9 protein-coding genes are annotated in these 13,610 nt (G+C 46.6%); 6 read left to right on the top strand and 3 right to left on the bottom strand.

Annotation, left to right across the window (positions count from 1 at the left end):
• The first annotated feature begins 95 nt into the window (after window positions 1-95).
• The 6 genes from IC229_RS11260 (at window position 96) to IC229_RS11235 (ending at window position 9,682) form a co-directional block, all read left to right on the top strand.
• Window positions 96-3,194, top strand: a complete 3,099-nt coding sequence (locus tag IC229_RS11260) for a SusC/RagA family TonB-linked outer membrane protein (RefSeq protein ID WP_190887065.1) — start codon at window positions 96-98, stop codon at window positions 3,192-3,194.
• A 30-nt stretch (window positions 3,195-3,224) separates the two neighbouring features.
• Window positions 3,225-4,580, top strand: a complete 1,356-nt coding sequence (locus IC229_RS11255; RefSeq protein WP_190887064.1) for a RagB/SusD family nutrient uptake outer membrane protein — start codon at window positions 3,225-3,227, stop codon at window positions 4,578-4,580.
• 531 nt (window positions 4,581-5,111) lie between these two features.
• On the top strand, window positions 5,112-7,955 hold the full coding sequence (locus tag IC229_RS35920; protein ID WP_190887063.1) for a PA14 domain-containing protein: 2,844 nt from the start codon (window positions 5,112-5,114) through the stop codon (window positions 7,953-7,955).
• Window positions 7,930-8,421, top strand: a complete 492-nt coding sequence (locus IC229_RS11245) for a hypothetical protein (RefSeq protein ID WP_190887062.1) — start codon at window positions 7,930-7,932, stop codon at window positions 8,419-8,421. The genes IC229_RS35920 and IC229_RS11245 overlap by 26 nt, the downstream gene beginning before the upstream one ends.
• 100 nt (window positions 8,422-8,521) lie before the next feature.
• On the top strand, window positions 8,522-8,977 hold the full coding sequence (locus IC229_RS11240; protein WP_190887061.1) for a hypothetical protein: 456 nt from the start codon (window positions 8,522-8,524) through the stop codon (window positions 8,975-8,977).
• A gap of 39 nt (window positions 8,978-9,016) precedes the next feature.
• Entirely contained in the window at window positions 9,017-9,682 is a 666-nt protein-coding gene (locus tag IC229_RS11235; protein ID WP_190887060.1) for a hypothetical protein, read from the top strand.
• Window positions 9,683-9,761: 79 nt separating this feature from the next.
• Here IC229_RS11235 and IC229_RS11230 read toward each other — a convergent pair whose 3' ends face one another.
• From IC229_RS11230 to IC229_RS11220, 3 genes are all read right to left on the bottom strand, one after another.
• Window positions 9,762-12,131: a M43 family zinc metalloprotease gene (locus IC229_RS11230; RefSeq protein ID WP_190887059.1), complete on the bottom strand. Its 2,370-nt coding sequence runs from the start codon at window positions 12,129-12,131 to the stop codon at window positions 9,762-9,764.
• Window positions 12,132-12,212: 81 nt separating this feature from the next.
• Window positions 12,213-12,701: a hypothetical protein gene (locus IC229_RS11225; protein ID WP_190887058.1), complete on the bottom strand. Its 489-nt coding sequence runs from the start codon at window positions 12,699-12,701 to the stop codon at window positions 12,213-12,215.
• A gap of 44 nt (window positions 12,702-12,745) precedes the next feature.
• Window positions 12,746-13,603 carry a Calx-beta domain-containing protein gene (locus IC229_RS11220; protein WP_190887057.1) on the bottom strand — a complete coding sequence of 286 codons (858 nt, stop codon included), beginning with the start codon at window positions 13,601-13,603 and terminating at the stop codon, window positions 12,746-12,748.
• Between the last annotated feature and the right edge of the window lie 7 nt (window positions 13,604-13,610).

The raw sequence follows: 13,610 nt of genomic DNA, 5'->3' as shown, positions 1-13,610 counted from the left end.
CACTTCTTTACAGTAAATTCCGCAATTAATGTCAATTTAATATCTGCCAATATTGATTATTTTGCGCACACATTCAATTTAACCAACTCAAACTTATGAGTAAACTACTACGTATCATTCTGCCGTTGCTTTTTCTGGTTACGCAGGTGAGCTACGCACAAACCCGGACGGTTACGGGCCGGGTCTCAACGTCGGACGACAACTCGGGCTTGCCGGGCGTATCGATCACAGTAAAAGGCCGAACAGTTGGTACGTTAACCAACGCCAGTGGTGATTATAGCATCAGCGTTGATAACGATGCTACGTTGGTTTACAGCTTTATTGGTTTTTCGACCATTGAAGAACGGGTCGGCGATCGCTCAACGATCAACGTAAAGCTAGCAACCGACGTACGCAACCTGAATGAAGTGGTCGTGACAGGTTATGGTCAACAAATTAAACGGGACCTGACCGGCAACATCGCCAAGGTTCGTCCTGCTGATATCCAGGACCAGCCCGTCACTACGTTTGACCAAGCTATTCAGGGAAAAGCCGCTGGCGTTCAGGTAAATGCAGGATCAGGTAAGCTAGGACAGGCTGTTCGAATCAACATACGTGGTCAATCTTCGGTATCGGCATCGAACCAGCCGTTGTATGTTGTTGATGGCATTCCCATTACCACCGAAAACCTCAGCATCAACAGTGCTCAGACGAACCCGTTGGCAGATATTAATCCACTGGATATTGAGTCGATTGATATTCTGAAAGATGCCTCAGCAGCGGCTATTTATGGTTCGCGGGCGGCCAATGGCGTTATTCTTATTACGACCAAGAAAGGAAAGGCCGGTCGCACAAACGTCAATTTTGGCGCTCAATACGGCGCCAGTACGCCAACGAATAACGTTCGGTTCATGAATGCTGAAGAATATGTAGGCTTTTACCGTCGGGCGGCAGCCAATCGCGACCGTATCAGCCAAATCGATCCGGCAGATCCCGATTCATATTCAACCTATATTGAAGATTTCTTTAACGCGCAATCGCTTGGTACGTTCGGTACGCAAAATCAGGTCGATACTAAATGGGGAGATCTGGCTTTTCAGGATGCCCCTTTCCAGCAGTATGATTTAAACCTGAATGGAGGCAATGAAAAAACATCATTCTACATTTCGGGGCAACTGCTGGATCAGAAAGGCGTTCTGATTGGAAACGCGCTAAATCGGTATACAGGCCGTATAAATATTGATCACCAGGTTTCCAGTCGGATTAAAGTAGGCGTTAATACGAGTATATCCCGCACGCTCAATAAACGCATTGCAGGCGACCGTCAGTTCGACAATCCACTGCAACTCAATGCGTTGGTTCCGCTCACGCCATCTACAGACCCAGAAACGGGCCTGGAAACCGGAACCCCGCCGGGCGATGCAACTATACCGCTTTATTACAATCCACGTATTAATCTCGGCAACACGAAGTTCAATACAACGGTTTATCGGAGTATTAGCAGCATTTATGGTCAGTTGCAGATTATGAAAGGGCTTACGTTCCGTTCAGAATTTGGACTCGATGTTCTGAATCAGCAGGAAGAACGGTACTGGAACAGCAAAACGGCACGTAACTCCAGCGCTCCGCAAGGGCTTGGGCAGAATCGTTACAACCGCGTCGATAATTACAACACGAATAATTTCTTTACCTACACGACCCAACTGGGACGTAATGTCATCGATGCTACGTTAGGAATGTCGTACCAGCAATCGGAACGTAACGTCAACTTCATCGAAGGCCGGGATTTCCCGTCGGATGCGTATCAGCAGATTGCCAGTGCAGCCGTAAAAAGCGACGGTACGTCTACCCAGTCGAACTATCGGTTCCTGTCTTATTTTGCACGGGCGAATTACAAGCTTTCCGACCGTTACTTAGTTGGTCTTAGTGCACGTATCGATGGCTCATCCCGATTTGGACGTAACAGTCGCTATGGGTTTTTTCCGGCGGTTTCGGCAGGTTGGGTGCTAACAGAAGAAGAATTCCTGAAGAACAATAACTCGATTAGCTTCCTGAAATTACGGGCCAGCTACGGTCGGACGGGGAATGCTGAAATTCTAACGGCTGGGAATCTATCGGTTGAGAATTTCCCGCAATTGGGTTTGTTTACCGGCGACGCCAAGTACGCTGGTTTGCCCGGTCAACGCCCTTCTCAATTAGCTAACCCCGATCTGAAATGGGAAACAACGGATCAGGTCGATGTGGGTATCGACTTTGGTTTCCTCAATAATCGAATCAATGGCGAAATCGATTATTACCAGAAACTTACCTCTGGGTTGTTACTGAGCGTGAACGTACCGGGTACGAGTGGCTTTGCTACACAATTTCGCAACGTAGGTAATCTGGAAAATAAGGGTTTTGAATTTGTGCTCAACACCGAAAACCTGGTAGGTGCATTCCGGTGGACAACGAGTCTGAATTTTGCTACGAACAGAAACAAAATTACCAACCTGCAAGGGCAGGTTATTGAAGGTGGTTTTCAGGCCATGAGTCGGGCTGTAGAAGGTCAGCCGCTGGGTGTATTCTTCACGCGCGAATATGCAGGGGTGAATCCAGCCAATGGCGATGCGCTATGGTATAAGAATACAACTGCTGCTGATGGAACCGTAGATCGGACTACTACGAATACGTATAATCAGGCCGAGCGTGTTATTATTGGCAATGCATTGCCCAAATGGACGGGTGGCATCACCAATACGTTCAGTTATAAAGGGCTTAGCCTGACCGTATTTTTCAACGGTATTTTTGGTAACAAAATCAATTTCTTTGGCGTGGGTCAATACTCATCGGCTAACGGGATTTACGAGGACAACCAAACTGCCGATCAGTTAGCCGCGTGGACTTCAGCAAACCCCAACACGAACGTACCAGAAGCACGGTTCTATCGGGCCAACGGTTCACAAGCTTCCAGCCGCTACATTCAGGACGGAAGTTTTGTGCGGCTACGTACCGCTACGTTAGCCTACAACCTGCCTAAATCGCTGATTAACCGGGTCAAATTAAACTCGGTACGTCTCTTTCTGACGGGCCAAAACTTGTTTACGTTCACTAAATACACCGGCTGGGACCCTGAGGTGAATGCTGATGACACGGTGACGAACATTGCTCAGGGATACGATTTCTACTCGTCTCCACAGGCACGTACCATTACGGGCGGTATCAACATTGGTTTTTAGTCCACATACTCCACTATGCATTTTTCAGTCATGAACAGATACATAAAAAATTGGTTTTACGCGGGGCTGACAACTGCGCTTGTCACAGCCTGCGCCGGACGTCTGGATGTTGCACCCACGCAAAGTATTGAAGCATCGCAGGCACTTAATACGGAACAGGATGTTATTATAACCCTAACCGGTACGTATGATGGCCTGAGCGACATCAATCTGTACGGTGGTGGTATTCAATACATCAGCGAATTACTAGGGAATAATCGGGATGTTGTTTTTGCCGGTACGTACTCTGCCATGTCTGAGTTGTCGCAGAAAGCAGTTACTACGTCGAACACCGTCGTGCGCGATTTTTGGCTATTTGGTTATAACACCATTAATATGTCAAATAACGTACTATCTGCATTAAGTAAAGTACGGGAAGCAACTCGTGGGAATATTGAAGGACAGGCCCGTTTTATTCGGGGCGCGTTATATTTTGAACTAGTCAAAGCATATGCGAAGGACTGGAACGATGGCACTCCGGCTCAGAATCCAGGTGTGCCGTTAGTGCTTACGCCAACACAAGCCATATCTGATGCCGATTATCGGGCACGCAATACGGTTGCCGAAGTGTATACGCAAGTATTGGACGATTTGACGAAGGCCGAATCGATGTTACCGGAGAAGCAGGAAAACGGAACTGGTTTTGCTACAAAAGGATTGGCCCAGGCTATGCTGGCACGGGTTTATCTCCAGCAGAAAAACTATGCTTCTGCTCGAGATGCAGCCAATCGGGTAATCACGTCGGGAACGTACCAACTGACCAGTAATTTTGGGGATGCATTCGCCGATGCAACAAACCAATCTGAAGTAATTTTCAAGTTGGTTGTATCGGAACAGGACGGCGTTAACGATCTCAACACCTTTTTTGCCTCTACGCTGAACCAGGGACGGGGTGATATTCGGTTGCAACAGGCTTTTTTACAGTTGTATGAAGCCAATGACGTACGTGGTCAATTTATTAATAAGGCCAGTATCAATACATTCACCAGCAAATTTAACGACCAGTTTGGCGACGTTCCAGTAGTTCGGCTGGCCGAAATGTACTTAATTCGGGCAGAAGCCAATCTCCGTCTGAACACCAGCGTTGGCGCAGCTCCGCTGGCCGATATAAACCTGATTCGAAGCCGGGCCAAAGCGACGCCATTAACCGCAGCCCAACTCAACCTGGATGCGATTGCGCGTGAACGTAGACTGGAACTAGCCTTTGAAGGACAGCTCTTACCAGAACTCAAACGGAACGGTACAGCCGTTGGTACAGCTCCTGCTAACGCCAATAATTTAGTACTTCCTATCCCACAACGAGAAATTGACACGAACAAGAAGTTGGTTCAAAACGCGGGGTATTAAGGCTAAAAATATGTTTGGCTGATTGTTTTAGTCTGACAAAGACACATAGTATTCTCTCAAAACAAACGGCACCGAAGTCTTTCAGTGCCGTTTTGCTTTTGGAATTATTTACGTATTTGAAATTTTCATGAGTAGGCTTTTTTGTCATTCTGACGAAGGAAGAATCTTAAAGTGTCCTCATTTAAGAGCAAAGAAACCTCAGGATTCTTCCTTCGTCAGAATGACAAAAAAACCATTTTTCAATTTACAATTGAAGGTTAAAACGGCTTTATAGTTTCTAAATAATCAAATAATACAATAAAGAAGCAACATACAATCTGAGTCAAAATAGATAGGCATGATTCATTTCATAGTTCGTATCATCATCTTGGAGACATTTAAGTAATCATATATATCATTTTATAGTAATTAATAATATCCTAATAGCTCATAAAATTTACCTTTACTCTTCTTAAAACCTGCCCATTTATTCCATGATGAAACAAGTACTTGCTGCGCGTACAAACCGTATTCCTTTTTAGAATACTTCCGGTGCTCACCTTTTTCCTTTTGTCATTTACTCACAGTGGTGATTATCCTAAAAAGCCAGAGCACCCCAGAGAAGCTGTAAAGTCCGCACTCACTCCAAAATTCCCAGGCCGTCCACAAACGAATGACCCCATTCGTTTCACCCTGAAAGCAGACAAGCAGCAGATAGCTGTAGGCGAACCACTCACGATTACTGTTGTCGCGCACTATCTTAACATCAGCCCTGCGCTATTATTTACAACGGCCGGCTCCAATGCGTTTCGGCTGAAAGTACTGCTCCCAGAAGGCTTTGTTCAAACCGGTGGCGATTACGTCGACTATGTCGGCACAGAGCTCTCAGCTGAAAAACCAACCGCTACGTATATACTAAAGGGTTATTTCACGAAAGCTGGCTCTAAAAACGAATTCCGTCTGCTACGTGGTCATGGATTAGCCGATGCCAACAGCCTGTTTGTCGATAAGTCGCGTCTGAACGTAACGGTGACCGGCAACAACATAGCACACTCAAATAAAGGTGCACGTAGCGCCGGGGCGTTAGCCTTCCAGATTGTGAGTTACGACTGCAACTCGGGCGTGTTGCAATACCAATTCACCGGGGGCGACGGTTCGCCCATCAACGTAGTACTGCCCGGTATCTTCGCCGGTACGATGTACTCCGACAACGTATCAACGCACACCTTCCCCGGTGATGCCCGGACAGGACGTAGCGTGAGTGGGAATGCTAATCAATCAGGCAACCAGATTTCTGTCAATTTCACCACGAGTTGTAATCTGAGTTCTGGGGGTGGCAATCCGCCCACTTCGCCTAATCCACCTGGCAATCCCAATCCACCGTCGGGCGGGAGTCTGGCTTTCCAAATTGTAGGCTATGACTGTAACTCCGGCGTATTACAATACCAAATGACAGGCGGTAATGGTTCTCCCATCAACCTGACGTTACCGGGCATATTCGCCGGTACGATAAACGCCAACAACGTATCGACGCACACGTTCCCCAGCGATGCGCGTCAGGGACGTAGTGTTAACGGATATGCCAATCAGTCGGGCAGCCAGGTTTCAATTAGTTTCACGACCAGTTGCAACCTCAGTTCTGGCAATCCCAATCCGCCCAACAACCCAAATCCGCCCAGTACTCCCAATCCACCAGCTTCAGGTGGAAGCCTGGCCTTCCAGATTATGGGCTACGATTGCAACTCTGGCGTCTTGCAATATCAGTTTACGGGTGGCAATGGTTCACCGATTGACGTAGTCATGCCGGGCATATTCGCCGGCACAGTAAATGCTAACAACCTAGCCACCTATACGTTTCCCGGCGATGCACGAACAGGACGTAGCATGACCGGAACGGCAACACAGGGTGGAAATCAAATATCTATCAATTTCACCACCAGCTGCAACTTAAGCTCTGGCCAATCTAATCCGCCTTCAAATCCGAACCCGCCATCAAGTGGCTGTGGTACAGGCAACGGATTATTAGGCTTCTACACAAACAGTACGGACCTCGCTCAGAATCCGGTAACCGTTCGCACCGATGCACAACTTAATTTCACTTGGGGTGGCTCACCAGTACCGGGAGTAGTCAACGAAGATGGTTTTTCAGTACGCTGGTTTGGACAGGTCGAAGCACCCGTCAGTGGTAATTATACCTTTAAAATTAATAACGACGACGGTACGCGACTCTGGATAAATGACCAGCTCTTAATAGATGACTGGAACGGGCATGGACCCACTTGGATGCAGGGTAGTATTTACCTGAATGCGGGTCAGAAATATGATATTACCATTGACTACGTTGAATATTCGGGCGGAGCACAGATGCAACTCTATTGGGAATATCCTGGGCAAGGTATGCAAATCGTACCAAGTTGCCGATTATATACCAATCTAAGAGCACCGTCAAGTGATCCAACAGGTTCTTCTAGCAGTGGTGTACAGTGTGTTTATGTGACTCCCTGCATAGATTATGTTCTTGATTGCAACACTGGAAAAATAGTAGATCTGGTTTTCTACAGCTGCGGTCCAGCAAGTAATGGTAATGGAGGAAGCGGGGGTGGTGGCGGAGGAGATGGGGGCGGTGGTAGCGGAGGAGGTGGCACAGGATCGCCTACTGGAGGAGGTGGCGGTATAGGAATGCCAGGCGGACCGACAACTTCTGGACGCCCAAATTTCAGACTCCCTATTGGTCAATCGGCAGAAGAAGCCTCTAGAATAAAGTTTTACCGGGATATGGCTTATAGAGGCATTACTTTCACTGCCGAGGAAATAGCGGTACTTAATGAATTCCCAAATGCCAGAGCTAATGTACGGAACCATGTTGACCGGTACGGTACCAAACCAGATGGTAGTAATGCTTTTATAATGAGTCTGGAAGATCAACAAAGATATCCGAGATTTGCAAATCTCGTCCGCAGTCTACCAACGATTGTAGCTAATGATACAAAAGTCAGAGAAGCCATTATGCATTTTACCGGCTATTCTGCTGGTAAGGTATTAGATTTATTAACAGTCGGTCGAGGTCCTCGTATTCTCATCCAAGATGTAAAATCTCAATATGGTAATAAAGCAAAAGGCCATTGCACTTGTCCAGGTTTTCCCGAATGGACAGTGGAAATCGAAATATCTTTTGTGAGAGGGCTAGAACAGGCAAATCTAAAGAGTACTCAACAAGCTACAGCTTTTTTACTTGCTGTAACCTTGCTTCACGAATTTACTCATTGGGGAGCAGCCCAAAATAACATCTCTGAAGCTGGTTATGAGTTTGGAGATAGTATGGAAATTATGGCATTTGGAACTATAATCACCAAAAATAACGCTGGCAATTATGACTACAGATTCTTTGAGAAGTAACATAGACCAACCGCTTAGGTTTTGGAAATCAATTATCCTACCACTTTTGAGCCTATTTATTCTTTCGTGTTCTCATGAACAAAAAAACAATGATTCAATCAGTCAATCTGATTCTGTTCAAATAATTCAAAAAGTGTTGGATGATCCACCTTTAGTCAGTAAATTAAAAAATGAGTTTAAAGAAAAACAATTAAAGCTGGTTGTTGGAGAGAATATACACCCTAACTCTCAGTTATTGTTTAATAACCAAGTCGTGAGTATAGTATCTTATGATTCGACTACGGATGAAATAAGAGCCAAGTTTCCAGGCAAATTTTTTGGGCAAGTGCCTATGTTCAAAGTGATGCCAGAAGGGAATGTTAAAGTTTCAATAGTTTTTCGAGGTAGTGGATTAACAGGTCTTTTTGAATTACAAAGAGGTCAAGTTGGTTGGGCAATAATTCACCGGCAATTTGGCAGAATATAACAAATAAGTTTTATGAAATTCCGACCAATGCAAGCGATCATAAATATCGGATCAATTACTTATTGATTTCAAAAACCGAATTAAGACCATCGCAATGATAATGAAGTTTTTCGGGAGAAAATTCATTTTGGGTTTAATGGTTTTGGCATCAATCTGTTGCACAAAAAAAACTGAAGATAGTCGTGAACTCAATCTTGAAGATACAGTCAATGTGGTTCAGAGTGTTTTGGCAGACAAACCATTAGAAGCGGAACTGATAAAAGACTTTGGCAATCAGCAACTCAAGTTAATCACTGGTATTGCTGTTAAACACAATCAGCAATTCACGTTTGCCGGTAAGCCAGCGCAAGTTGTATCAGTGGCAGGAGATGTATATCAAATACATGAACAACATCCCAAAGAATTTTATGTAAGTATACCTTCTATAAAATTCTTTACTAATGATTCTGCAACCATTTTCTTCATTTTTCACGCTGGTAACGCTACTGCTCGTTTCAACTTGAAAAACGAAAATGGGAATTGGGTAATCAAAAACCGTCAGTATGGAAAGTTTTAATCTTTCCATACTGACGGAAAAGATAGGCCCAACCAATCAATGAAGAAGGTCGCATTTTTACTTATGCTTTTGGCAAGTTGCACACAGGAAAAGCAATTGTTCAAAACATCTCCCTTCAAGGCAACTTTGATAGGGCAGGAAGTAAGCTTTCCACTTAGTTTAGGAGAACTTCTTAGTACAAAACACGCTCAATACGTTACCGACGGGCAATATATAGATAGTGCGGCTACTGCTCGTACTATCTGGTATTTTGATTGGCATATGGTAAATTGGGATAGTCTAGGCTGGGAGAGTCCAAGCGTTAGAAATATTCCGAAACAGGCACCTATTTATGGGGTAAGCTTCTATTTCAATAACAAAGCGCACTCAATTGATTCTGTAAGGCAGGTTATCGAAGATCAATACAAGATAGAGATGAACCCATTACAAGTGCAGCATCTAAACCTTAACAAGGAATTTCTGTATTATTCTGCTTATCCAGTTTTTGCAGCAAGCCCTAGCCCCGGTGTCTTTATTTCTTTAAGGCAAGCTTCCTGTAGAAAAGGCGACTACCCTTATGCTTGTGGCCGATGGGAAAGTAGTATGCCTCCGGCTTCTGACAACCCCGAGAACAGATTACGTCTGGCGATTAGTTTCGGATTAATTTCCATCGAGGAAGAACGCTTTGCGTTGGGTGATGGTAGAATCTGGGAACGTAAAGATTAGCTTCAAATCTTTGTAAAGCTTCATTCTTTAAGCACTAAACGTAGCGGGGCCGGATTTTAGAAATCCGGCCCCGCTACGTTTAGTGTTTCACAACTCGTTTTCGGAATACCTGCTCCCCAATCCTGATTTCGACAAAATAGAAGCCGCCTGCTACGTTTCGTATATCAAGGGCTTGCTGGAACGTATCGGCCGTTTTCTGATGATTCTGACGTACTAGTTCGGCTCCGTTTACGTTTCTGACACCGAGCGTCAGGGCGCCACGTAGCGGGCTGGTGAACGACACCATCATCTGACCATCGCTGGGGTTGGGCGTTACTAGTAACGCTTGCTCCGACGGGGGTGTGTTGGACGTAACGGTACCCGCTCGGACATTGACGGTGACTACTGCCGATGTACTACACAAATCCGAACCGGAACCCGAAACGGTATAAGACGTCGTTTGTGTGGGGCTGGCCACTACCTGCGGACCCAAGTTCGTGTTCAGGCCTGCTCCTGACCAGTTATAAATTCCGGCTCCACGGGCATTTAACGTAACAGTTTCGCCGGGGTTTATAAATATGGCTGATGCGGCTACCTGTACCGACGTTTTCATACCGATGCGCGCCGTTACGTTGTGTGCTACGTTCAGGCCGAGACTATCGGCATAACGAAGCCAGTTACCCTGTCTGTTCTGCCGCCAGGCGGTGGCAAAGAGCGATTCACCATTTTTGGTCGTCACTAACGCAACGGTATCGCCCGCTACGTAGGGCAACGTAACACCGATGTGGAAAGGTAGTCCGCTCAACGGTACGTTCCGGTCGAACGTAACGACGGTGGGGCGGTTAGCTGCTACGTCGTTTAGGATGTCTTTCAGTGGAACATCTTTCTGCTCTAGAATAGCACCCGGCCCGTTCTGGAAGCCACGCCCGTTCCATACAGTTACCGTCACCACTGCTTCTGTGGCTGCGCCTTTGGCAGCTTTTGCCACTCCGAAACGTATTGCGGTTCCAGCCAGATTGCTGTATCCGAGTGAGTTATCAAAAAACTCGGAAACGGCCTGACTTTGCTTGCTGTTCTGCCCTGCTACGTAGCCGCGTCCGTTGGGCTCGGCCAGCACAGTTGGCGTACCGTTGAAATTGGTTATTTCTGCGCAAAGGCCTTGATTCAGCACTTCAATGTATTCGACTCGCTCAAGCGGGTCCGACTGACCAGCCGCATTCGACGTAACAAGCGTCACTTTGAACTTTCCGGGCTGGTTATACGTAACAACCGGATTCTGCTGGTTAGAGGTTGATGGTGTTCCTCCTTCAAACGTCCAGCTCCAGCTCGTCGGGAAACCACCCGACAAATCAGTAAAGCGAACCTGCCCACCTAACAGGACCCGGCGTGTTTCGGTACGAAAATTTGAGACTGGTTTCGTTGCTACCTGCGTACCACATACATTCGACGAAAGAAGGCTACTCCGGCGCGGGCTGACATCCATCACAGCACGAATACGGGCTTTCTGGTCAAGTGTGAAAATGTTCATACACGCATCGTCGGAATAATCCATGTAATTCTGCACCATGTTACGATTCCCACACGTAACCCGATCAGGTTGGCAACCCCGGCTTTCCGACGCTTGTGGCGGGGTATCAGCACAAAAATCATCACCACAGTTGGTATCACCCCAGATGTGGCGAAGTCCCAGCCAGTGACCAGTTTCGTGCGTAAGCGTACGCCCTAAATTATACGTAGCACGCATGGTTGCGAAGTTGCCTTTTTCGGAATTCCCGAACGAGCGATAATCGATAACAACCCCGTCGGTACTACCCGGAGCCGAGGTTGGAATCCCCGGCAGATTCGACTGGGTGGGAAACTGTGCATACCCCAATACCGAGCCACCGCCCGCAACAGGTTCGTTCAGATCGACCACCCAAACATTGTAGTATTTATCCGGGTCCCAATACGAACTGGGTTTCAGTACACCTTCAATATCGTTCCGATTCCAGTTGGCCCGGTTGCCATTAATGCGGTCGACGCCGGGTTCGGCTATCGTCTGACCCTGCTGGTTCACGATTGCAGGACAAAACTCAATCTCTATATCAGCCCCGACTGGATTGCTGTTGAATCCACGTGTATTTACTTTCCGACGAAAATCTTCATTCAGCGTTGCCAACTGCGATTGCACCTGCGACAAACTGATGTTACGTCCGGAGCCAATGGCTTCGCCATTGTGAACAACGTGTACGATAATCGGGATAGTAATGACTGTAGCGGCTAACCGCCCAGCCTGCATTTTCTTTTTGATTTCGAGCATTTTCAACTGCAAATCCCGCTCAAAATCGTTTAGAGTACCGAGTTCCGGGTGTTTGGCACGTAACAGGCTGTCCATTTCCATGGTTACGCACTGCTGACGAACGGGCGTCTGCGCCTTTACGCTGGTGGACAAAAACGCACACACTAGCAAACTGAGTAATAATCGTAACATACGCCTGGTTAGTTGAGGAACATGTATGACGTAGCACCTGTGCGCTTTGTCGATAAACGTTTAGCTGCGGATGTAGCAGCGTTATTTTGTAGTTGAGTTTAAGGTAAATCGGTAACTGGCGTTGATATCCTGAAAATAATATTCGACAGTCAACGAGCTAGCCGTCAGGTTTTTAATGGTCCAGGGATATTTACCGTTCAGTACAGGCAGGTAAAATTCCACTGTAGCGTTGGCATTAACCAGTGCCCACGAATCTGTCACATAAATATCAGGATCGGTTGAGGTACACTTCGATGCCCCTTCACTGGCCTCCAGCTTATGCTCTGCGTTCGCGTAGAACGTGAGCAGGTCGTCTGTGATACAATTATCTACACCACTTTGCGTGATCGGAGTCACCGGCGAAGCCTGTCCATCATCAATAATCTGAAACGAAACCGTCCGCCAGGTTTTCTTGTCAGTACCGGTCAGAATCTGCGAATACGTAGCAGGCTTGGGTTCCAGTTTTTCGGTACAACCGCCCAGCACCCACACAATACCTGGAATGATGAGAAGACGTAGTAGTTGTCGCATGGTTCAGATTCATTTAGCGAATCGATTGTATCGATTCTACAAGTTTACTGGGGTGTATAGGTTTGCGGGAACGTTAGCGTAGTATCTCTACCATTAGTCTGTCGAACCGTAAGCTGAAGATTCAGCGTGATTTTGCGGTCAATCGGATTCCAGGCCCCTGTTCCTGAAATTCGGTCGGTTGAGCTTAATTCTGTGTTTGTCTGGGATGGTATCGTCAGTGAATTATCGCCATTGTCGACAAAGGTGAGCGTTGGCTTGATGGCATTAAAATCCAGGAGAGCGATGTTCCAGTTTTTCAAGGTATAGGTCTTGCAATCGGTGCTGGTAATTTCTGCGTCTGAAACCGTGTAGTTCTGGTTACCTAGCCGACTTGTTCCTGTATAAGATCCTCCAAACAGGCAGTCGTCCTGAATAATCAGTTTAAAGACTTTACCTATTGGCACTTCACCTTTCCCAAAGCCAACTTGCAACGAAGCCGGCGAGACGCTAGTCAACGTAAAGTTCAGCGAATGCGACTCCAGAATGTTGTTGGCGTTATTAATCAATTTCACACTGATAGTTCCCGTACTCTTATTGGCCGGAATGACCACTTTCCCTTTCGTGCCTACGATGGTGTAATCTTTGCCTTCGCGGGCGGTTCCACTCACCGTATAATTGATGGTAATTGCCTCCGTCAGTTGTGGACCGACATTATGCACCTGGATAGTGATGGGTTTGCTATAGCTTTCTTTATAGGTTAGGGTCGTGTCTGTAAAGCGGACGAAGTAAGGCCCATCGAATGTCTTGTCGAGATCCTGTTTCTCGCAACCACTGATTCCCCATCCTGCCAACGTAACAGTAAGCAGCACCAGCAGCCAGCGGCCAGAGGAAAACGAAAAATGCTGTTTGTCTATATGTTTCATACTCGTC

The sequence above is a fragment of the Spirosoma profusum genome (genome assembly GCF_014699005.1).
GTDB classification, from domain to species: Bacteria; Bacteroidota; Bacteroidia; order Cytophagales; family Spirosomataceae; genus Spirosoma; species Spirosoma profusum.
The sequence above is the reverse complement of the archived record's forward strand: the minus strand, read 5'-3'. Positions and strand labels throughout refer to the sequence as shown.

Excerpts from the sequence above, each read along its gene's own strand:
- IC229_RS11260 (WP_190887065.1), top strand. The coding sequence starts at position 96 with ATGAGTAAACTACTACGTATCATTCTGCCGTTGCTTTTTCTGGTTACG.
- IC229_RS11255 (WP_190887064.1), top strand. The coding sequence starts at position 3,225 with ATGAACAGATACATAAAAAATTGGTTTTACGCGGGGCTGACAACTGCG.
- IC229_RS11245 (WP_190887062.1), top strand. The coding sequence starts at position 7,930 with ATGACTACAGATTCTTTGAGAAGTAACATAGACCAACCGCTTAGGTTT.
- IC229_RS11240 (WP_190887061.1), top strand. The coding sequence starts at position 8,522 with ATGAAGTTTTTCGGGAGAAAATTCATTTTGGGTTTAATGGTTTTGGCA.
- IC229_RS11235 (WP_190887060.1), top strand. The coding sequence starts at position 9,017 with ATGAAGAAGGTCGCATTTTTACTTATGCTTTTGGCAAGTTGCACACAG.
- IC229_RS11230 (WP_190887059.1), bottom strand. The coding sequence starts at position 12,131 with ATGTTACGATTATTACTCAGTTTGCTAGTGTGTGCGTTTTTGTCCACC.
- IC229_RS11225 (WP_190887058.1), bottom strand. The coding sequence starts at position 12,701 with ATGCGACAACTACTACGTCTTCTCATCATTCCAGGTATTGTGTGGGTG.
- IC229_RS11220 (WP_190887057.1), bottom strand. The coding sequence starts at position 13,603 with ATGAAACATATAGACAAACAGCATTTTTCGTTTTCCTCTGGCCGCTGG.